General features: G+C 52.3%; 18 protein-coding genes. 3 read left to right on the plus strand and 15 right to left on the minus strand.

All coding sequences use genetic code 11. The features are described 5' to 3' along the window. Nucleotides 1-80 precede the first annotated feature (80 nt). From HF324_RS07105 to HF324_RS33355, 14 genes are all read right to left on the minus strand, one after another. Nucleotides 81-923, minus strand: a complete 843-nt coding sequence (locus HF324_RS07105) for a hypothetical protein (RefSeq protein ID WP_168862187.1) — start codon at nucleotides 921-923, stop codon at nucleotides 81-83. Nucleotides 924-1,060: 137 nt separating this feature from the next. Beyond that, complete coding sequence (locus HF324_RS07110) at nucleotides 1,061-1,438, minus strand: hypothetical protein (RefSeq protein ID WP_168810854.1); 378 nt, start codon at nucleotides 1,436-1,438, stop codon at nucleotides 1,061-1,063. Between the two features lie 101 nt (nucleotides 1,439-1,539). Beyond that, nucleotides 1,540-2,109, minus strand: coding sequence for a hypothetical protein (locus tag HF324_RS07115; protein WP_168802062.1), 570 nt, complete (start codon nucleotides 2,107-2,109; stop codon nucleotides 1,540-1,542). A 55-nt stretch (nucleotides 2,110-2,164) separates the two neighbouring features. Next, entirely contained in the window at nucleotides 2,165-2,602 is a 438-nt protein-coding gene (locus HF324_RS07120; RefSeq protein WP_168862188.1) for a phosphohydrolase, read from the minus strand. A 198-nt stretch (nucleotides 2,603-2,800) separates the two neighbouring features. Continuing rightward, nucleotides 2,801-4,726: a glucosamine-6-phosphate deaminase gene (gene nagB, locus HF324_RS07125; protein WP_168810858.1), complete on the minus strand. Its 1,926-nt coding sequence runs from the start codon at nucleotides 4,724-4,726 to the stop codon at nucleotides 2,801-2,803. Between the two features lie 261 nt (nucleotides 4,727-4,987). Further along, complete coding sequence (locus tag HF324_RS07130; RefSeq protein ID WP_168810860.1) at nucleotides 4,988-7,276, minus strand: glycoside hydrolase family 20 protein; 2,289 nt, start codon at nucleotides 7,274-7,276, stop codon at nucleotides 4,988-4,990. A 29-nt stretch (nucleotides 7,277-7,305) separates the two neighbouring features. Beyond that, nucleotides 7,306-8,082 carry an endonuclease/exonuclease/phosphatase family protein gene (locus HF324_RS07135; RefSeq protein WP_168810862.1) on the minus strand — a complete coding sequence of 259 codons (777 nt, stop codon included), beginning with the start codon at nucleotides 8,080-8,082 and terminating at the stop codon, nucleotides 7,306-7,308. Between the two features lie 110 nt (nucleotides 8,083-8,192). Then, nucleotides 8,193-9,077 carry an alkaline phosphatase family protein gene (locus HF324_RS07140; protein WP_168862189.1) on the minus strand — a complete coding sequence of 295 codons (885 nt, stop codon included), beginning with the start codon at nucleotides 9,075-9,077 and terminating at the stop codon, nucleotides 8,193-8,195. Between the two features lie 78 nt (nucleotides 9,078-9,155). Next, nucleotides 9,156-9,920, minus strand: a complete 765-nt coding sequence (locus HF324_RS07145; protein WP_168810867.1) for a copper homeostasis protein CutC — start codon at nucleotides 9,918-9,920, stop codon at nucleotides 9,156-9,158. Nucleotides 9,921-10,018: 98 nt separating this feature from the next. Then, on the minus strand, nucleotides 10,019-10,180 hold the full coding sequence (locus tag HF324_RS33565) for a hypothetical protein (protein ID WP_258539451.1): 162 nt from the start codon (nucleotides 10,178-10,180) through the stop codon (nucleotides 10,019-10,021). An 8-nt stretch (nucleotides 10,181-10,188) separates the two neighbouring features. After that, entirely contained in the window at nucleotides 10,189-11,079 is an 891-nt protein-coding gene (locus tag HF324_RS07150) for a glycosylasparaginase (protein ID WP_258539452.1), read from the minus strand. An 87-nt stretch (nucleotides 11,080-11,166) separates the two neighbouring features. After that, on the minus strand, nucleotides 11,167-12,132 hold the full coding sequence (locus tag HF324_RS07155; RefSeq protein ID WP_168810871.1) for an ROK family protein: 966 nt from the start codon (nucleotides 12,130-12,132) through the stop codon (nucleotides 11,167-11,169). Then, nucleotides 12,104-12,721 carry an MFS transporter gene (locus HF324_RS07160; RefSeq protein WP_193114987.1) on the minus strand — a complete coding sequence of 206 codons (618 nt, stop codon included), beginning with the start codon at nucleotides 12,719-12,721 and terminating at the stop codon, nucleotides 12,104-12,106. The genes HF324_RS07155 and HF324_RS07160 overlap by 29 nt, the downstream gene beginning before the upstream one ends. Further along, nucleotides 12,697-14,022 (minus strand): MFS transporter, encoded by a 1,326-nt coding sequence (locus HF324_RS33355; protein ID WP_220101282.1) that lies wholly within the window; start codon nucleotides 14,020-14,022, stop codon nucleotides 12,697-12,699. Before HF324_RS33355 ends, HF324_RS07160 begins: the two co-directional genes overlap by 25 nt. 195 nt (nucleotides 14,023-14,217) lie before the next feature. Between HF324_RS33355 and HF324_RS07170 the strand changes: the two genes are divergently transcribed. Both HF324_RS07170 and galK read left to right on the plus strand, forming a co-directional pair. Then, on the plus strand, nucleotides 14,218-15,540 hold the full coding sequence (locus HF324_RS07170) for a sugar MFS transporter (protein ID WP_168810873.1): 1,323 nt from the start codon (nucleotides 14,218-14,220) through the stop codon (nucleotides 15,538-15,540). A gap of 315 nt (nucleotides 15,541-15,855) precedes the next feature. After that, complete coding sequence (galK, locus tag HF324_RS07175) at nucleotides 15,856-17,031, plus strand: galactokinase (RefSeq protein ID WP_168862190.1); 1,176 nt, start codon at nucleotides 15,856-15,858, stop codon at nucleotides 17,029-17,031. Between the two features lie 94 nt (nucleotides 17,032-17,125). On the opposite strand, the gene HF324_RS07180 is transcribed toward galK, so the two are convergent. Next, the gene (locus tag HF324_RS07180) at nucleotides 17,126-18,520 is read right to left on the minus strand and encodes a Gfo/Idh/MocA family protein (RefSeq protein WP_168810877.1); all 1,395 of its coding nucleotides are present in this window, start codon (nucleotides 18,518-18,520) and stop codon (nucleotides 17,126-17,128) included. Between the two features lie 259 nt (nucleotides 18,521-18,779). Here HF324_RS07180 and HF324_RS07185 point away from each other — a divergent pair, with 259 nt between their 5' ends. Continuing rightward, the gene (locus tag HF324_RS07185; protein ID WP_168862191.1) at nucleotides 18,780-20,837 is read left to right on the plus strand and encodes an alpha-L-fucosidase; all 2,058 of its coding nucleotides are present in this window, start codon (nucleotides 18,780-18,782) and stop codon (nucleotides 20,835-20,837) included. The last annotated feature ends 232 nt before the right edge of the window (nucleotides 20,838-21,069 follow it).

The raw sequence follows: 21,069 nt of genomic DNA on the forward strand, positions 1-21,069 counted from the left end.
CAGACACAAAGGTCTGTTCATTTGCTGCCGGAGTCAAATGGTCAAAAGTGATCTTCCATAACTAATGGTTATGACCTTCATTAATCCACGGACACGATAAACTTATTGAATTTACCCGCAAAGTCTTCCTGTAGGCTCTTTTCGATGCCATTAAAATAGTGGATGGTAAAGTTGCGTTGCAGTCTCCGGGTGGTGGCGCCGGGAAGTTGCAGCGGGCGGGAATGAACCACGCCGATCAGCTGTTTTCCCTGGCATACCAGCACGATGCGGTACAGCGGACTGGGATCGTCGATACCGCTTTCGTAATTGAAATAGAGGGTGTAAGGGCGCAGGGTTTTATCTTCTTCCAGTTTAAAATTGCTGATAAATGCCTGCATATCTTCCTCGCGGTGTTCCTTATGTTCCCGGAGATAGTTGACCAGCGCCGTTTCTATTACGGTGCCGCCGCGGATGTTTTTCTTTTCCGTATAGCCGCTGAGGTTAGCCCACATTTTTTCGCCGTTGGTGGCTACGGGGAGGCGTATATCTTTTTCCAGCACGCCGGCGTCCACGCCGTTGACCTTAAATTTGCGGCCTTTGCGGAACAGTGGTTTGGTATACTCTGCGGCACTGATGTCGATATCTACACTGACAGGGCACCAGCCGTCTTTCGCCGGGGCGCAGTGGACGGGAATATAATCGGCGAGGGTGGCGATGACATCGCCTTTGGGACCGGAGCGGATCACCGTACCGGGGGATACCCGTTCTCCGATAATGGCAGCTCCCACGCTGGCAGCGACTTTTTTGCCTGCAGGTTTCTTTTTGGTTTTGTTGGCAGTGCCGGTGCTGGTTTCGGTTTCTGTTTCATTGCCAAACCGGCTGTGTTTATCTGAATGGCAGGCAAACAATACCATCGCCAGGGCCAAATAACAAAAATTCTTCATAATTGATTGGTACACAGAATGTAAGATAGCTAAAATTATCCAATCGGCGGCTGGCGGCCGTGATAGATGGCATAGGATATGCCGGCGGGCATCATTGTTCCCGTTGTGCTACCCGCTTTTCCGTGTACCTGTCCATGTCAGTAGTCGGAGAAGATAACGGTATCGCCTATCTGAAGGCGGCGGATTTCTTTCATGCTGGAGAACGGGTCGAGGGGCGACCATGCGTCGGCGGTGAACAGTTGCACCGGGCGTCCCTGCAGCTGTCGGGAGAGGCTGGTAGTGGTGGCTGATGGGAAGGCGGCCGGTTTGATATAATAAATCCGGGGATCGTCTTTCAGATGGACTACGTAGCCGGGCGTGCTTTTGGTGACTTCTGCTACCTGGCCGGTGACGGGCTTGCAGCTGGTTTTACTGATCCGGCGTGTGGAGGGGATGCCTGAAATAAGCAGTATCAGCAGGAGGCTGGCTACAATCAACAGCGTAGCCGGGCCTTTGTTGTTGGCTTTGTTTTTCATGGTCAGTTGGCAGTTGTGGTAGTACAGGTAATGCCCGAATGTACGAAAATATATGAATAAAAAAAGCAGGCTGTAAGCCTGCTCAGTATCAATAGGTTGTTTTATTTTCTTTTCGTGTCGGTGTCATCTTCCCACTCTTCGCTTTCGTCCCAGTCTTCATCTTCATCCCAGTCGTCTTCCTCTTCTTCGATCAGGAGGCTTTCATCGGAGCCGGGTTCGATATTGTTAGCGCGCCAGTGGGCCACTATTTCATCGTTTTTTTTCTGTACGGCGTCGAAGCTGTCGATCTTTTTTTCATCAAAGCGGACTTCCACATCGGGGAGTGCTTTGATGGCGTTAAAGCAGGCTTCCAGCAGGCTGATGTTGGCGGGTGCATTACGCAGCGCGCTATACGAAAGCCGGATGGCATCGAAAGGGCCGCTGTTATGAAATACTTCCTCGCCGTTGAGCATCGGGAAAAGCCAGATCAGTACGTCGTCTCCGGCTTCTTCATCATTCAGGATGCCAAAAAAATCATCGAGTTGTTCAAATCCAAGCGGCGCCAGCTGCATAAAGGTCTGGCTCCGGGGCGGGAATTTAGGATGTTCTTCCCCCGTGATCAGGAACAATTCGCCGAAACGGGGTTTATCTTTGGCAACAAACCGGAAGTCAATGAGGATATCGTTTTCCATTGATGGCTTTTCGTTTATACTGTAATTTAATGGTTTAATCGGAAAGGTATTCAAATTATTTGTCCTGGATAAGTGCGGCAGCGATCTTCCGGTAAGCGTTCAGGTACTTGTTCAGACGGGTCACATCTTTCTCCTGCACGGTGGTCATACGGCGGATGTCCATGTTGTCTGTCAGATCGTTGAGCTTAACGGTAGCGGCCAAACGGTTTTGCAGGGTGCGGTTTACAAAATGTTCGTAGTCCTCTTCTTCTGATTGTTTGGTGACGCAGCGGAGGGCTTCCAGCAGGTGTGGCGCCAGCCCTTCGCGGGCGAGGTCTTCAAAGGTCCAGCGGCTGTCTTCCACTACGTCATGCAGTACGCCTACGATTTTTTCATCGGTAGTACGGCCCATCTGCATTACGCGGAGCACGTGGGTAATGTAAGGCTGGCCATATTTATCCACCTGGCCCTGGTGGGCCTCAGTGGCAATAGTGATTGCACGGGTTAGATCCATGGGGTAAATGTAGTATTTTTCACGCAAAGGGGGCAGGTTCTCGCAAAGGCGCTAAGCAGCAAAGGGCGCAAAGTTTTTATAAGGTTAATAAGAAAGCAAAGGAGCGAAGACCAATTCGATTTGATCTTCGCTCCTTTGCTTTCTTTGTTTCTTATTTATTCTCTTTGCGTTCTTTGCTGCTTAGCGCCTTTGCGTGAACTACATGAAGTGGTAACGCACAAACGCTTCCATCGCGGAGTATTTCTGCAGGCCGAGCTGGTCGTACAGGTTAGCGGTGTTGGCGTTGCGGTCTTCCGCACGTTGCCAGAATTCGCGCAGGTCGGTACCCTGGAAAGGCACCACGTCTTTCTGGCTCTGGTGGATGAAGATACCGAGGCGTTTCTGGAGCACCTGGTCGGGGCTCATGGGTACCGCCATTTCGATTTCATGGATATCCCATTCCTGCCATGCGCCTTTGTAGAGCCATACCCAGCAGTCTTTCATCCATTCTTCGTGTTTCAGTCTATCGAGGGCTGCGAAGATAATGTCCAGACATACTTTGTGGGTACCATGCGGATCGGCGAGGTCGCCGGCGCAATAGATCTGCTGTGGTTTTATTTTGCGGATCAGGTCTACTGTCAGCTGTACATCTTCTTCGCCCATTGGTTTCTTTTCCACGAGACCTGTTTCGTAGAACGGCAGGTTCTGGAAGTGAGCGTTTTCTTCGGGGATGCCTACATAGCGGCAGGTGGCTTTCGCTTCGCAGCGACGGATCAGGCCTTTGATAGCGCGGTTTTCCGGCGTATCCTTCTGGCTTGGTTTTTTACCGCGGATAAAGGCTTTGGCTTCTTCCAGGATCTGGGAGCTTTTGCTTTTATCGATATCGAACATACCTTCGAAGCCTACGGCGAAGTCGATGAAACGCAGCAGGAACTCGTCGGTAACAGCGATGTTGCCGGAAGTCTGGTAAGCAACGTGTACGTCGTGGCCTTGCTCGTGCAGACGGATAAAGGTGCCGCCCATGGAGATGATGTCGTCATCGGGGTGCGGAGAGAAGATCAGCACGGTTTTTTTGGCAGGCTCGGAACGTTCCGGATGGTTAGGCAGCTGCGGACCGGGCTTACCGCCAGGCCAGCCGGTAATGGTATCGCGGATAGCGTTGAATTCTTTGATGTTGAGCTCATAGGCAGAACCGTACTGTACGATCAGGTCGTTGAGACCGTTTTCGTTGTAGTCTTTATCTGTGAGCATCAGGATGGGCTTATTCAGCTTCAGGGCCAGGCTGGTCACGGCTTTGCGGATCAGGCCGGGAGTCCATTCGCAGTCGCCGGTAAGCCAGGGTTCTTTAAAGCGGGTGAGCTCAGCAGAAGCCTGTTCGTCGATCACAAATTTGCAGTTAGGATGCTGTTGCAGCAGGGACGCAGGCACCTGGTCAGTGCTCTGGCCTTCTACAGAACGGCAAACGATTTTCGCTTTATGGGAGCCCCATGCCATCAGGATCACCTTTTTGGCTTTGAAGATGGTGCTCAGGCCCATAGTGATGGCCAGACGAGGCACCTGGCTCATATTGGGGAACTCGTAGGCGTTAGCCAGACGGGTGCTGTTGTCCAGCGTTACCAGGCGGGTATGTGAGTTGATGTTGGAGCCTGGCTCGTTGAAGCCAATATGGCCGTTGTTGCCGATACCCAGGATCTGGATGTCGATACCGCCGGCTTCTTCAATACGTCTGTCGTAATCAGCGCAATATTGTTTGATCTGATCTTTCGGGATGGTGCCATCAGGAATATGGTACTGTCCTTCCGGGATATCGATGTGGTTGAAGAGGTGTTCTTTCATAAAGCGGTTGTAGCTCTGCAGCGCATCCGGCTCTATGGGGTAATATTCGTCGAGGTTAAAGGTGATCACATTTTTGAAGCTCAGTCCTTCCTCTTTGTGCAGACGAACCAATTCGGCGTAGAGATATTTAGGGGTAGAGCCTGTGGCCATGCCCAGCACGCATTTTTGATTGGCGGCTGCTTTTTCGCGAATCAATGCAGCTATTTCATGGGCTGCTGCTTTGGAACCCTCTTTGGCAGAGGGATGTATTTCCACAGCAATTTGCTCAAAGCTGTCAATCAGTTCGATTTCCTGATGATTAATCGTCATTTGTAAACGTTTTTGATTAGATGCGGTTTAAAAACGAGCCGGAAAATTAAAAAAAATACTGCTAATCTCTGCTAAATTTTAGCTCTTATTTAATTTAAATTTATTTTAACTTAATAAGAACGTTTTTTATATTGTAATACATTCTTATCCGGCACTGTTCCCCAGGACTGAACCCGGACTGCGATGTGATGAATATTAATTTGGTGTAGGAGTCATTCATAAATGGAACCGCCCGGCCTGTAAGCCGGGCGGTTCCATTATTTATTGTATGATCATTTCATCTACGAAGAGCCAGGCGGGATTACCGGCGCCTTCGCCTCCTGCGGGGATGGTCCCGAAATTGGTGGCGTTGAGCTTCACAAAACGTCCGCGGGCTTCCACCTTGCCCCGTACCTGGTTGATACCGGTTTGGTTGAAGGCGGCCTGTTTATAGACCTCTTTATACGTCTTACCGTCTTCTGATACGGAGAAAGTCACCTGTTTGGGAGGATATATCCAGTTGGGCCGCAGGTTCAGCGTATTCAGGCCTACCACGCGGATATCCTGTACGCTGTCCAGTTCCACTACGGCTTCCATGTTTTTGCCGTTGTAGCCGAACCACTGCCCGTCGTTATAGGAGGCGATGCCTTCGATCCCGTTTACCAGTGCGAAGCTGCTGCCGGGATCGTAGTCTTTGGAGGGAGGGGCGGCGAGGGTCACCTTTTTGCCCAGCCCTTTGTGGAACAGGAAATGCTGGCTGTACTCGTTGCCGAAAGGTTTATCGCCCTCAAATACCTGCGCCCGCAGGGTGCCGGACTGTTGTATCTGTACGGGGCCGCTATAGGCGTTGGACTGCAGGGAGGGAGCGGTGCTGTCGAGGGTGTATACGATTTTGCCGCCATCCAGTTTGCTGCCGAGTTTTACTTCCACGCCGCCTTTTTTATTGTCGGTCACGGCGCCGGTCACTTCAAACACGTGTTTGGCGTAGTTGACCTTCTTCTGGTCGAGGCGTTTTACATGTATTTTCAGCCTGTCCACGAAGTTATCGTAGTTGCGTTTGTCAGCTGGCGACCACAGTACTTCTGCCAGTGCGGAGGCGCGGGGATACACCATGTATTCGAGATAGTCGGTGTTGGCGATGTATTCGGTCCACAGGTTGGCCTGTGCGCCTTTTATATATTTGGCTTCGTCTTTGGTCAGCCCGGTGGGTATGGGTTCATAGCTGTACACTTTGCTGACAGGGGTATAGCCGCCGATGGCCAGCGGTTCGTTGTGGCCCTGTGACTGGTAGTGGTCAAAGTAGCAGAAGCTGCCCGGCGTCATGATCACATCATGATGCTGTTTTGCGGCGGCGATACCGCCTTCGATGCCGCGCCAGCTCATCACGGTGGCATTAGGGGCGAGGCCTCCTTCGAGGATTTCGTCCCAGCCGATGATCTGACGGCCTTTGCTGTTCAGGTATTTTTCCATGCGCTGTATGAAGTAGCTCTGCAGGGCATGGGCGTCTTTAAGACCTTCCTGTTTCATGCGGGCCTGGCATTTGGGGCATTTCTCCCAGCGCACTTTGGGACATTCGTCGCCTCCGATGTGGATGTATTTGCTGGGGAACAGCGGCAGTACTTCATCCAGCACGTCCTGGAGGAAGGCGAACACGCTGTCGTTGCCGGCGCAGAACACATCGTCATACACGCCCCAGCGGGTGCCTACTTCGTAGGGGCCGCCGGTGCAGCCCAGGTTGGGATAGGCAGTGAGAGCGGCCAGCCCGTGGCCTGGCATCTCTATTTCAGGGATGACGGTCACAAAATGATCGGTCGCATATTTCACCACTTCTTTTACCTGTTCCTGTGTATAGAAGCCGCCATAGGGCTTTCCGTCGAATTTATTATCGGCATAACGGCCGGCCATGGTTTCTTTGCGTTTGGAGGCCACTTCCTGCAGGCGCGGATATTTTTTGATTTCGATGCGCCAGCCCTGGTCTTCCGTGAGGTGCCAGTGGAAGGTGTTGTATTTGTGCATGGCCAGCAGATCGATGTATTTCTTGATGAATTCCACCGGGAAGAAGTGACGGCCTACGTCGAGGTGAAGGCCGCGATAGGCGAAGCGGGGAGCGTCGGTGATGCTGACGCCGGGGATGTACATGGCTTCGGCCTTTTGTACGGGCAGCAGCTGGATGAGCGACTGTATGCCGTAGAAGGTGCCGGCGCCGCTGTTTCCATTGATGACAACGCCTTTGTTGTCCACGTTCAGCGTATAGCCTTCGGCGTTGGTAGTATCGTTACCGGTGTGCAGGGTGATGGCGTTTCTGTCGCCCTGTTCTTTAATATCCAGTTCATAGCCGGTCAGTTCTTTCAGCCAGGCGTTGAAGAGGGCCGCTGTTTTGCGGTCGGCTTCGCCGGTGGCGACGATCACGGTGTGTTTGTCGAGCAGGAACGAATCCTGTTTTTCCGTGATGCTGGCCGGCATCGGGATGATGCTTACTTTCCCTTTGGGCGCGTCTGCATGGCGCGAGCCGGAGCAGCTGCCCAGGGCGGCGGCGCCACCCAGGAGGCACAGGTAGAATAATTTTTTCATTGACACTTTTAGCATTTCGATGATGAGAATTATTTCAGTTCCAGTTCACTGAGCAGCGGGCGGTGGTCGGAAGCTACGGCTTCTTCGATGATCCTTGCTCCTGTTACGTTCCAGCGGTTTTGCGGGTGGACCATGATATAGTCCAGTTTCACCTTCGGCGAGTCGGCCGGGAAGGTGGGGCCCATCTGCTGGGTAGCGTCAGCGAATAATTTTTTGAGTGTGTGTATTTCTTTGCTGGCGGGGATGGCGTTGAAATCGCCGGCGAGGATCACCGGTGTTTTGGTTTCCTTAAAGTAGGCCACCAGCTGGCTGGCCTGCGCGATACGGTTGGCCGCCGGCTTTTCCGCATCGAGGTGGGCGCTGATGAACTGCAGCAGGCTGTCGCCCGGCAGTTTCACGGTAACGATACCGGCAACGCGGGGTTCCACTTCGTTTTTAGAGACGGAGGGGAGAGACAGGGTGCTGGCTTCCGTGATGGGGAAGCGGGAAAGGATACCGGTGCCATAGCCACCGCCATCGAAGTTCATGGCTTTGGCAAAATAAGTGTACATGCCGGTGATCGCTGCCAGTTCTTTGAGCTGGTCGGTGTTTTGCGTACGCTGGGTAACGCTGTCGACTTCCTGCAGGGCTACCAGGTCCGGATTGGTAGCGAGGATCACATTGGCGATCCCCTGGATATCGAGCAGGCCTTTCATGTTTTCACCGTGATGGATGTTGTAGGTCAGCACTTTCACTTTCTGCACCTGCTGGGCAGGGAGTGCGAGGCCTGTCAGACAAACGACGGTGATGAGCAGCAATCTTTTCATAACATATATAATTTAGGGATTTTCGATTTTTTGATTTTCGATTTCGGGGATTTTTAAATAATAAAATCGTCGTAATAAATTCCAAAATCCGTAAATCAAAAAATCGAAAATCATTTAAACGCTTCTGTCACAGGTCTTCCGGTCCATACCTGCGGTGTTTTCAGGCCAAAGATCCAGGCGATGGTGGCGGCGGTGTCGTACGTAACAACACTGTTGCCAAGCTCTTTGTTTGCCTTTACGCCCGGGCCGCGGATAATCCACGGAATTTGCATTTCTTCCATGGTTTTGCCGCCGTGGCCTTTTTTGATACCGCCATGATCGGCGGTGAGGAGGATAATAGTGTTATCCCATATGCCGGCATCTTTGACGGCTTGTAATATTTTGCCCAGCAGCTCGTCATTTTTCTTCACCTGGTCGAAGTAGGGCTGGATATTATGACCAATATTGTGCCCAACACCGTCCGGCTGGTCAAAATGTATAAAAAGGAAGTCCGGCTTTTTCTCTTTGATATATGCTACAGACGCCTCGGTGGCCAGGCTGTCATTGTCTTTGGTGCCGAAATCCTTGTTGACCGCCGCTTTGGGGAAAAGGTATCCGATCCCTTCCCAGCTGTAGATCACGCCTATTTCCGCGTTGGGCTTCTGTTCGCGCAGTATCGTGTAGATAGAGGGGAACATGCCGTATTGATCGAGGGTGCGGGAAGGCAGTTCCGGTTTACGGCTGTCCCATTCGGTATAACCGTGTATCTCCGGGCCTGCGCCCATCACCATGGATGCCCAGTTGACAGCGCTGGAAGAGGGCAGAACGCTGCGTGCCTGCAGTGTCCAGGAGCCTTCTTTCATCAGCTGTTTCATGTTGGGATTGTCCACTTTCGGAAAACAATAAGCGCCGAAGCCATCCATGCCGATCAGGATGACATGTTTTACGCCTTTGACCTGTGCCTGCGCGAATAGTCCGCCCAGCAACAGTCCGGCTGCGATGATCAGTTTTTTCATTTCGTTGTTCACTTTTAAGGCTTGCACGGCTGTATAGGAGCCGTGCAGCAAAATACGATTGTTCCCTGCTAATATAGCCTACGGATTGATCTCCTGCAAGGCTTTTTCCCCTCTTTCACGAATTAATAATACTTCCTGGCGTTGGGTCAGGGAGATACCGTATTCCGGTACGCCGGGGATACCGCCCATGCTCACGTTGGGATTACGGTATACCATACCGCTTTCTTCGTAGGCTTTGGCGGAGGTGTGGAATTCGGTGACGCCGGTGGTTTTGATCAGGTCTGCGATATTATTGGCCCTTACGCCCGAACCGGCCATGATGGCGATGCGGTCGTTGGCGCGTTCCACGAGGTCTTTCAGCAGCGTGGCTCCTTCCACGGCGGTATTGCGGGCGCCGGAGGTAAGGATGCGTTCGCAGCCGATCTCAATAATGGTTTCCAGCGCTTCAAACGGGTTGTCGGTCATGTCGAAAGCGCGGTGGAAGGTAACGCCCATGGGCCATGCCAGGTCTACCAGTTCCTTACAGCGTTTTTTATCTACCCGTCCGTCGGGGGTGAGGATGCCGATGACAACGCCGTTGCAGCCCAGTTGTTTACAGAGGGCGATATCTTTTTTCATTACTTCGAATTCCAGGTCGGAATAGAGGAAGTCGCCGCCTCTTGGGCGTATGATGGGGTATAAGTCGATTTTTACTTTTTCGCGGGCTACTGCGATGGTAGCGTAACTGGGGGTGGTGCCGCCCTCCAGCAGGTTATCGCACAGTTCAATGCGATTGGCGCCGCCTTCTTCGGCTGCGATGCAGGAAGCAACAGAACCGGCGCATATTTCGAGGACAAAAGACATAAGCAGTGGATTTACGGATTTTTTGATTTGCGGATTTTTTGATTTCGGGGATGCGGGCTCCTTCAAATCAAAAAATCCGTAAATCAGAAAATCCCAAATTAGAAATAGTGTTTCCCGTCGATCAGCGTGTTGTTCACGTCTTTGCTGAGGACGGCGTAGCTGAATCCTTTCTGGAGGCAGTAAGCGCCGTATTGTCCTTTTTTGTTGAGGGCGAGGAAGCCTACCTGTATTTCTTTCGCTTTAGAGGGACTTCTTTTCACGATGCGGTCTACTGCTTCTTTGCAGGCTTTTTCGGGGGATATCCCTGGCGCATCAGTTCCACGACGAGGTGGCTGCCGACGATTTTGATGACTTCTTCGCCGACGCCGGTGCTGGTGGCCGCGCCGATTTCGTTGTCCACATAGAGGCCTGCGCCGATGATAGGGGAGTCGCCTACGCGGCCATGGAGTTTGAAGGCCATGCCGCTGGTGGTGCAGGCGCCGGAGAGGTTGCCTTCCGCGTCCATGGCCACCATGCCGATGGTGTCGTGGTTATACACATTCCCCGGCAGCATGAGCGGGTTGAAGGCTGTAGCGCCGTTGGCGGGCGTGTATGATTTGTTTTCTATGTTGATGACGGGTTTGTATTCCGATGTTTTGAGCCATTCTTTCCAGGCTTTCTCCGCTTCCGGCGTGAGCAGGTTTTCTTTTTGGAAACCGTTGGCCAGTGCGAACTGCAGGGCGCCGTCGCCTACCAGCATGACGTGCGGTGTTTTTTCCATGACGAGGCGGGCTACGGAGATAGCGTGGGTGACATGCTCGAGTGCTGCCACGGAGCCGGCGTTGCCGTGTTCGTCCATGATGCAGGCGTCGAGGGTCACGCGGCCGTCGCGGTCAGGGAAACCGGAGTAGCCTACAGTGTGGTTGTTGGGATCGGCTTCGGGCACGCGTACGCCGGCTTCTACGGCATCGAGGGCGCGGCCGCCTTTTTTCAGTATTTCCCATGCGGCTTCATTGGCGGCGCGGCCAAAGTCCCATGTGGAGATGACGATAGGCTTCCCTTTTACCGGTGCTTTGGCTTGTGCGCGTGCAGCCGTGGCTGTTACACTGTCTAAAGAGAAAACAGCGGCACCGAGGGCCGCTGTTTTCAGAAAACTTCTTCTATTCTTATTGTTATTCATATCAATACTAATATGACTTAAAAATCAGTATGGTCTTATATCTCATTCAATTCGTAATCCGTAATCCGTAATTCGTAATTGAATGGCCTAGTCTTTCATTTCCCAGGCCAGGGCGCTGGCACCGAGGATGGCGGCGTCGCTTTCCTTCAGTTCAGAGAACAGCAATTTAACTTTATTCTGGAAGATCGGGAGCAGATTTTTTTCCATGTGCTCTCTGACCGGTTTCATGATGACATCGCCTGCCTGGGTGAGGCCACCGAAGAGGATGATGGCTTCCGGGCTGGAGAACATGACGAAGTTGGCCAGGGCGGCGCCCAGTATCTGGCCGGTGAACTCGTACACTTCCATGGCCAGCGGATCGCCTTTCATGGCAGCTTCGTAGATCAGTTTGGAATTGATTTCCTCTTTGGTATGTTCCCGCATGATGCTGGGCACTTCCGGGCGGGTGGCGAGGAATTCGATGGCCGTGTTGGTTACGCCGGTAGCGGAAGCATAGGCTTCGAGGGAGCCGTAGGCGCCGGTGCCGGGGTGATAGCGGCCGCCGGGGATCACGATGATGTGTCCCAGTTCACCGGCAAAGCCGTCGTGACCGTAGATCAGCTGCCCGTTGGCGACAATACCGCTGCCGACGCCGGTGCCGAGGGTGATCACGATGAAGTCTTTCATGCCGCGGGCGGCGCCGTAGATCAGTTCGCCCAGTGCGGCAGCATTGGCATCATTGGTTAATACGGCCGGGAGCCCGAATTTTTTCTCGAGCAGGCTGGCTAAGGGAACTACGCCTTTCCAGCGCAGATTCGGAGCATATTCAATGTTACCGTTGTAATAGTTACCGTTGGGTGCGCCAACGCCGATACCTTTGATATTTTCGATGCCCCCCACCTGTGCTATCAATGTGGATAACTGTTGGTGGAGTTCGTCCAGAAAGCAGTTTACGTCTTCATGTTTATTCGTTAACATACGACCATCACACAAAATATTACCTCTGCGATCTACAATGCCGAATTTGGTATTAGTCCCTCCGATATCAATGCCCACCACTAATTGCTGACTCATAATCGATTCCTTGAGATTTTAATATGTTTTTAACTCTGAATGCAAAAAATGCAAGATAAGCAAAGCACAGCGCCGGAATAATATAAGAGGCGTGGATGCCGATGCTTGGGATGTCTGCCAGGCCGCCCTGTACCGGAGGTACGAGGGAGCCGCCGAGGATCATCATGATCAGGAAAGCGGAGCCCTGACCGGTGTATTTACCCAGACCGCCGATAGAGAGGGCGAAGATGCTGGGCCACATCACGGAGCAGAACAGGCCGCCGCTGATGAAGGCGAAGGTCGCCAGGGAGCCGGTGGTGAACAGGCCTACCAGTACGGAGCCTACGCCCAGCAGTCCGAATACCATGAGGGTTTTGGCAGGTTTGTCCTGGCCGGCGAAGAAACCGATGATCTGGATCACGATGCAGATCACATACGGATACAGTCCGCTCACTTCGTTGCCTTTGATCACGTTGGCGCCGAGGATGACGCCATAGGCCACAAACGGCACGATGACGCACAATATTTTACGGGTGGCTTTGGATACGTTGAATACGCTGATGGCGCCTGTCCAGCGGCCGATCATCATGCTGCCCCAGAAGAGCGACACGTACGGGTCCAGTTCAGATTCCGCCAGTCCTTTCGGGTGAGGAATCCCGGGTGTTTCAGCAGTGCGCCGAGGTTGCTGGCGATGGTTACTTCCACGCCCACATAGATAAAGATGGCCAGCATGCCCAGGGTGAGCTGGGGGTATTTCATGGCGCCCCATCCTTCGCTGTTGCCGGTAGAAGCGGTTTTAGCAAAGAAGAGGATACCGATGATACCAACGATACCGGCCACGAAGAAAGGCAGTTCATATTTCAGTATCAGTCCGAGCAGTATCAGGATGAACATGAGGGTGATGCCTATGATGGATTTGGTGGCTTTCGGAGATGTTTCAAATGTTTCGTTCTGGTCGGAGCTTTCCGGCATTTTCACAAAGGCGAAGATGGCTGCGGCCACGAGGAACAGTACGATGAGCAGGATATAGAGGGTGTTGATTTTGCTGATATCGGTGCTGACGTCGCCGCCTTTGATGTTACCGAACAGCAGCATGCTCACGATGATGGGACCGATAGTGGTGCCGAAGGAGTTGATACCGCCGGCGAGGTTGAGACGGTGCGCGCCTTTGGCCGGGTCGCCCAGCAGGATGGCAAACGGGTTGGCGGCCGTTTGCTGCAGCGAGAAACCGAGCGCCACAATAAAGAGGGCCATCAGGATCAGGGCAAAGTAACCGAAGGTCACTGTTTGCTGGTGGTCAGCGTCGAGGGTGTTGATCACTTTTTCGAGGCTGGATTTATTGAAGATGCCTGCGTACTGGTGATGTTCTTCGTCTTTCGTGAATCCCTGCGGTATTTCAGCAAGCAGGTGCGGGTTGTTGATATATTTATCGGCCGCTTCGTTGCCGGAGATCAGCAGTGCGTAAGTGTCTTTTTCTTTTTCGCGGCGGATTTTCACCTGGCGGTCAGATGTTTGCAGTTGTTGTTCTACCTGGAAACTGCTGATGTCACTCAGGGTTTCCTTAATGGGAACGATCTTTTCCTTGTTGACACAGGGGATCATAATCGCCGATCCCAGCACGGAAATTAATAAACCGTAAATAATACCCTTTTTATATCCTATTTTATTGAGGATATCCACTTTTCTTGCTGCAGATGCCAGATACAGGATGAGGGAGCCGATGAAGTAGGCGCTGTAAAAGGAGAAGTCAATCAGCTGAGACTCAAGTTGGGTAAGGTTAAAATGAGATTTGCAGAAAGGTATGAATATACTGTTGGATGCAGCCAGGAAACCCCAGAAAAAGAACACCAGTATAAGCACAAAGAACGACGGGTGTGTGCTTTGTGAGCCTTGCTTTGTTTGCTGAGCCATAAACGTGTTAAGTTACAGTGAAATTTTGCCGGATAAATGTATAATATTTTTTTAAGGAATTTCTAAAAAACCGAATAAACCGTTGCATTTTTTTTCGATAGTAAAACGTTTTAGCTAATATATTTATGAATTATAGCATAAAATATAACGGAGTTTCACTATGTTCGCGTTTATCTAAAAATCAAACAGACAGCTATGTCCAACCAAACAGCAACAATGAATATACCTTCCAAACAGGCGGGGTACGGCCAGGCGATGGCAATCATCTGCATTTTGTTTTTCGTGTTCGGCTTTGTTACCTGGCTTAACGGAACGCTGATCCAGTTTTTCCAGATTGTGTGTGAACTGAATGTGTCGCAGGCGCTGCTGGTAACGATGGCCTTTTTCATGGCTTATTTCTTCTTATCGATTCCTTCTTCTTTTATCCTGAACAAGACAGGTTTCAAAAACGGGATGGCGTTAGGGCTGCTGATCATCGCGATCGGTTCGCTGGTATTCATTCCTGCGGCGAATGCCCGCAGCTTTGGTATGTTCCTTACCGGTCTGTTTATCCAGGGAGCGGGACTGGCCCTGCTGCAAACGGCTTCCAACCCATACGCCAGTATCATTGGCCCTAAGGAGAGTGCGGCCAAAAGAATTTCCATCCTGGGCATCTGTAACAAAACGGCGGGCGCGCTGGCGCCGCTCATCCTCGGTTCCATTATCCTGAAAGGAGCGGAGCAGCTGGAGGCTGACATCGCTGCGGCGGTAGACCCTGTACAGAAAGCAGCGCTGCTCGACAGCCTGGCTTCCCGTGTGATCAGCCCCTATATAGCTATCGCTGTTGTGCTGACCATCCTCGCTTTCCTGCTGAAACGTTCTTCCCTGCCTGAAATCGACACCGACGCAGAAGACGCTACTACCGCTGCTTCCACCAACGGAAAAACCAGCGTGTTCCAGTTCCCTCAGCTCGTGCTGGGCGTGATCTGTATTTTCATGTACGTAGGTGTGGAAGTAATGGCCGGCGACGTGATCGGTCAGTATGGTAAAGCACTGGGCATGAGCATCGCTGATACGCGCTATTTCACCACCTTCACACTGGTGGCCATGCTGGCAGGTTATGTGATCGGTATCGCTACCATCCCGAAATACCTCACCGGCAAAAAAGGTCTGCAGATCTCTGCTGTACTGGGCGTGCTCTTCACTATCGGCGCTTACCTGAATACCGGCTTCTCTGCGGTAACCTTCATCGCGCTGCTGGGCCTGGCCAACGCACTGATGTGGCCCGCTATCTTCCCGATGGCGATCGACGGCCTGGGCCGCTTCACCAAAATCGGCTCTGCGCTCCTCGTAATGGGTATTGCCGGCGGTGGCGTTATCCCGCAGATCTACAGCGGTATGTTCGACCAGCACAGCATGTTCAACTTCCTCTACAGCAGCAGCATCGATTTCAGACATGCCTTCCTGTACTGCATGGTGCCTTGTTATCTCTACATCCTGTTCTACTCACTGGTAGGGGATAAGATCGGCAGAAAATAAGTATATATGCAGGGAAGATGTCCTGCATCTACCTGAAAATAAAAGACAGTTAACAGCAGCGGCCTGCATAAGATCTGACATTCATTGTCACGTCGGATGCAGGCCGCTGCTGTTTTTGATTGTCCGGTACAGTAGCCCGCCCGGACTATGACAATCGGTTGCGGATTGTTGGGAGGGAATGTTTAAAACAACCTGTATCCGCACGCAGGGAAAATCGCTTCCCCGAAAAAAATCTCCCCTCTGCACAAACATCCTTCGCTTTTCTTGTTTTTATTTATATTTTTAGGCGTAAAATTTACGTTTAATAATTTTCTGATGATACAGCAAACAAGGGAGAAATTCATCGCGCTATTTGGAAAAGAGCCGCTGATCGTAGTTTCCCCGGGAAGAATTAACCTCATTGGCGAACATACCGACTATAACGACGGTTTTGTATTGCCTGCCGCCATCGATAAAAAAATCGTGTATGCGGTAGCATTGAACGGCACCCGTCAATGCAATGCCCACGCGGTTTTCACCAATGAAACGGTATCCTTCGACCTCAACCATGTGGTGCCTACGTCGGGATGGATCAACTACCTGATGGGCGTGGTATATCAGCTGCAACAGGGCCACTACCCGGTAGAAGGGTTTGACTGTGTGATTGCCGGCGATATTCCGGTAGGCGCAGGCCTGTCGTCTTCCGCAGCGGTGGAAGGCGGACTTGTAGCGGCGCTGGATGAGATCTTCCGGTACGGCATGAGCCGGATGGACATGGCTTTGCTGGGCCAGCGCGCGGAGCACTCGTTTCCCGGCGTAAAGTGCGGTATCATGGACCAGTTCGCCAACCTGCATGGCAAAAAAGACCAGGTGGTACGGCTGGACTGCCGCAGCCTGGAATACGAATATTTCCCGTTCGATTTCCCTGAATACCGCATTGTATTGTGTAATTCCATGGTGCACCACTCACTCGCCTCATCAGAATATAACGTTCGCCGTCACCAGTGCGAGGAGGGCGTGAAAGCCATCCAGGCGCAACATCCGGAGGTGTCATCGCTCCGTAACGCCACCATGCCCATGCTGGAGGCGGTAAAAGCGCAACTGCCGGCCAAAGTATACGACCGCTGTAAATATGTGATCGAAGAAATTCAGCGGGTACAGGATGCTACCGAATTGCTGAAGAAAGGCGACCTGCAGGCTTTCGGTCAACTGATGTATGCCACCCATGAAGGGTTAAGTGTGCTCTATGAGGTAAGTTGTCCGGAGCTGGATTTCCTCGTGTCGCTGGCCAAAGAGCGGCCGGAGGTAGCCGGCGCCCGTGTGATGGGCGGTGGTTTCGGCGGCTGTACCATCAACCTGGTAAAACAGGATAAAGTGGATGCTTTCCGCGGGTTTGTGACAGACAGGTACCAGCAGCAGTTTGGTAAAGTGCCGGAGATATATGTGACCACGATCGAGAACGGAACAACGGTGCAGAAAGTAGCTGCAGGCGCGCCCGATGCGCGGGCATAAGTGTGGATAACCTGAGGTTATTGTTCATATTGTATTAAAAAGAAAATCGCCCATTGACTATTGTCGATGGGCGATTTTCTGTTATAGTGCAATACTAGTACTGATCATCCAGTCCGAAGATGGGTTTTCTGTTCATCCAGCGACCACGGGTGAAGTCAGGGATGTATTGTACGCTGCCGCCTTCGAGAATAGATTGTTCGCTGAGCGGAGTGATAGCGTACCAGGTAGCCATATCGTATACGTCGAGCTGGTAAGGCGTGCCGCGTTTGATGCTTTCCACGAAGGAGTTGAGCACGTACCAGTCCATACCGCCGTGACCGGCGCCTTTGGCGTCAGAGGCGTAGCGTTTCCAGAGCGGGTGGTCGTATTTACCGAAGTAGCTGTTGGCATCTTCCGGTTTACCGGTTTTTTCCCACTCGTCGAACGGGCTTTTCTTTTCGATATATATGGAGTCCTGATCATCCATCCACAGGCCGTTGGTGCCCTGAACGCGGAAGTTGAGGGAGTAGGGGCGCGGGGAGTTGGTGTCGTGGGACAGCATGATGGTTTCACCGTTGCTGGTGGTCATCAAAGAAGAAACGATATCGCCGAGTTTGAATCTTACTTTGGCATTGGGATGGCTTTCGCTGCTGTTGTCCACAATGTATTTGTGGAGGCCGCGGGATTTGGTGGCCACGGAAGTGATGGTCATGAGGCGGTTGCCGCGGTTCATGTTGATCAGGTTACCGATGGGACCGAGGCCGTGGGACGGGTACAGGTCAGCGTTGCGGTGAACGGAGTGGTTGGTTCTCCATTTCGCTTCGGACAGCGCGTTTTCGCCGAATTCCACGCCACCACCGTAATATTGTTTGCCGTTGTTGAATTTCACTGCGCGGAGGTCGTGCTGGTAGCCGCCCTGCAGGTGTGTGAGTTCGCCGAAGAGGCCCTGGCGCGCCATGTTCAGCACGGCCATTACGTCTCTGCGGTAGCATACGTTTTCCATACCGAAAACCTGTACGCCGGTAGCTTCGCTGGTGTTGACCAGTTCCCAGCATTCCTGGATGTCGGAGGCGCCGCATACTTCCACCGCAGGGGTTTTGCCTGCTTTCATGGCAGCGATGGCCATAATGGAATGCCATTCCCAGGGGGTGGCGATGATCACTGCGTCTACATCATCTCTTTTCAGCAGGTTCAGGTAATCTTCCGGGCCGTTGGTGTATTCAGCCACTTTTCGTTTGCCGCCGTATACCTTGGTGATCATATCTCTTGCTTTCGGAACGGTGTAAGCCGTGTCAGGGTCCGCAAAAGCTACCACGTCTACGTCGTCGCGGTGCAGGCAGAGGCTGAGGTGACTCAGGCCGCGGGCGCCCACGCCGATCAGACCAATTCTTACCTTGGGTTTCTTTTCATTGGCAAACAGTTTTGCAGAGGAGCCGAGCATAGAAAGACCTATACCTGCGGCCGCCGTGTTTTTGAGGAAACTTCTGCGATGCAGTGGTTGTTTGTTCATTGTTCAGTTTTTAATCGTATATGGATACGTTGTGAAGGGACTAAATTTATAAAAAATGCTGCGTGTAAACCAACCCGGATCTCCTTTTTATTACATTTTTGTGATAAACGGCAGAATATGCAAGCGATTGTTGGTTAATATTGAATTATGAATAGAGAATACCCGATCATCTCCGGTGCGGGAGGCGGATTATCTTCGCTCAGCATGAAGCAGGGAGGATTTTTTGAGATAGTCCGTAATCCGTAATTTATCCAGTGAAATGAAAAAGACAAATTTATTATTAGCCGGATTGTTTGCCTGTGGCATGGCCTCGGCACAGAAGATCCAACCGTATGGCGCGTTGCCGTCCAAAGCGCAGGTAGCCTGGAATGACATGGAATATTACATGTTCATCCACTTCGGGCCCAACACGTTCACCAACAAAGAGTGGGGGCATGGGGATGAAGATCCGAAGGTATTTAATCCTACCCGCCTCGATGCCCGTCAATGGGCCCGTACCGCCAGGCAGGCCGGTATGAAAGGCATCGTGATCACCGCCAAGCACCATGACGGTTTTTGTTTATGGCCTTCCAAATACAGCACCCATACTGTCCGGGAGAGCGCGTGGAAAAACGGCAAAGGCGATGTGCTGGCAGAACTTTCGGCCGCCTGTAAGGAATACGGCCTGAAGTTCGGCGTGTACCTGTCGCCCTGGGACCGTAACCATCCCGAGTATGGCACCGCCACGTACAACAAGGTGTTCGCCAATACGCTGGAAGAAGTGCTCACCAGCTACGGCCCTGTGTTTGAGCAGTGGTTCGATGGCGCTAATGGCGGCAATATCAAACAGCCTTATGACTGGGACCTGTTCCATAAAGTAGTATACAAACATCAGCCGAACGCCGTTATTTTCAGCGACGTAGGACCTGGCTGCCGCTGGGTGGGCAATGAAAACGGTATCGCCGGCACCACCAACTGGAGCACGCTCAACGTGAAAGGGTTTACGCCCGGCGCAGGCGGCCCCCCTACGAAGTCGCTCAACGAAGGCAACGAGGACGGTGAACAGTGGATCCCGGCCGAATGTGACGTGTCTATCCGCCCGGGATGGTTCTACAGCCCCGATACAGACGACAAGGTGAAGTCGCTCAACACGCTGCTGGACATCTACTACGGCTCCGTAGGCCGCAATGGTAACCTGATCCTGAACGTGCCTATTGACCGCGAAGGACTGATCCACCCGAACGATTCTACCCGCCTGATGGAGCTGCGCCGTACGCTGGATGCCACCTTCAAAAATAACCTCGCTAAAAATGCGGTAGTAACGGCAACGGATACACGTAAGAATAACCCGGAGGTAAAGGTGTCTCATCTAACAGATGGTACCAACGCTACCTATTGGGCAACGCCGGACAACGTGACTGCCACCACCGTGAAGCTGACTTTCAAAAAGCCGGTTACCTTCAACCGGGTGGTGCTGCAGGAATATATAGCGCTCGGGCAGCGGGTGAAAGCTTTCAGCGTGGAAATACTGGACAAAGGCGTGAAAAAGGAAATAGCGCGGGAGACCACCGTCGGCCACAAGCGTATCCTGCGCCTGCCGGACTATACCACCACGGAAGTGTATATTAATATATTGGATGCCAAAGCGGCGCCCGTGATCAGCGAGATACAGCTGTTCGAAGCGCCCGGCATGCTGGCCACGCCGGAGATCCACCGGGACAAAGAAGGGAAGGTGACCATCACCGCCGCTTCCGCCGACCCGGAAATACGTTACACCACCGACGGTACCGCGCCTGCGCTGAACTCGCCGTTGTACACACCGCAGACGGAGATCAGCCTGCCGCAGGGCGGCACGGTGAAAGCCAGGGCTTTCCTGCGCAAAACGAAGGCAGCCAGCCCGGAAGTGAAAGCCAGCTTCGACGTGGCGCCTGCCAAATGGCAGGTAGTGGCCCCGGCCACAGCGGAAGCCGCCAGGGCGATCGACGGCAATCCGGCCACCGTGTGGACATCTGACAAAAAAGAGACACAATACCCGCACCAGCTGGACGTAGACCTGGGTGAAACGCTGACGCTGAAAGGCTTTACCTACACGCCTACCACCAATGAGCATATCGGCGGCGTGATTTACGGGTATGCCTTTTATACCAGCGCCGACGGTAAAAGCTGGGGGCAACCGGCCGCCACCGGCAGTTTCGCCAACATCAAAAACAACCCGGTAGCGCAAACCATCACCTTTGCGCCGGTGAAAGCCAGGTTCATACGCCTGGTGGCCCTCACACCAGCCACCGAAAAGGATAACAGGGCGAGTATCGCCGAGCTGGGGATTATCACCAAATAGTATATAAATAATTAAAGTATAAGGCGGCTGGATCCCGAGGAGTTGGGTTCAGCCGCCTTTTTGTTAACGGTTTGAAAAAAATCGGCATTCCCCAAAAAAAATTCGATTGATTAAAAAGATATTATTATAACTTTGCGGTTAATCTAAACTAAAGACAATATTTATAACAATTTAACGCTGAACTGAAGTTGGAAAAAACCGCAACTCATACCAACATCTCTGCATATCATCC

This window comes from Chitinophaga oryzae (genome assembly GCF_012516375.2).
GTDB lineage: Bacteria > Bacteroidota > Bacteroidia > Chitinophagales > Chitinophagaceae > Chitinophaga > Chitinophaga oryzae.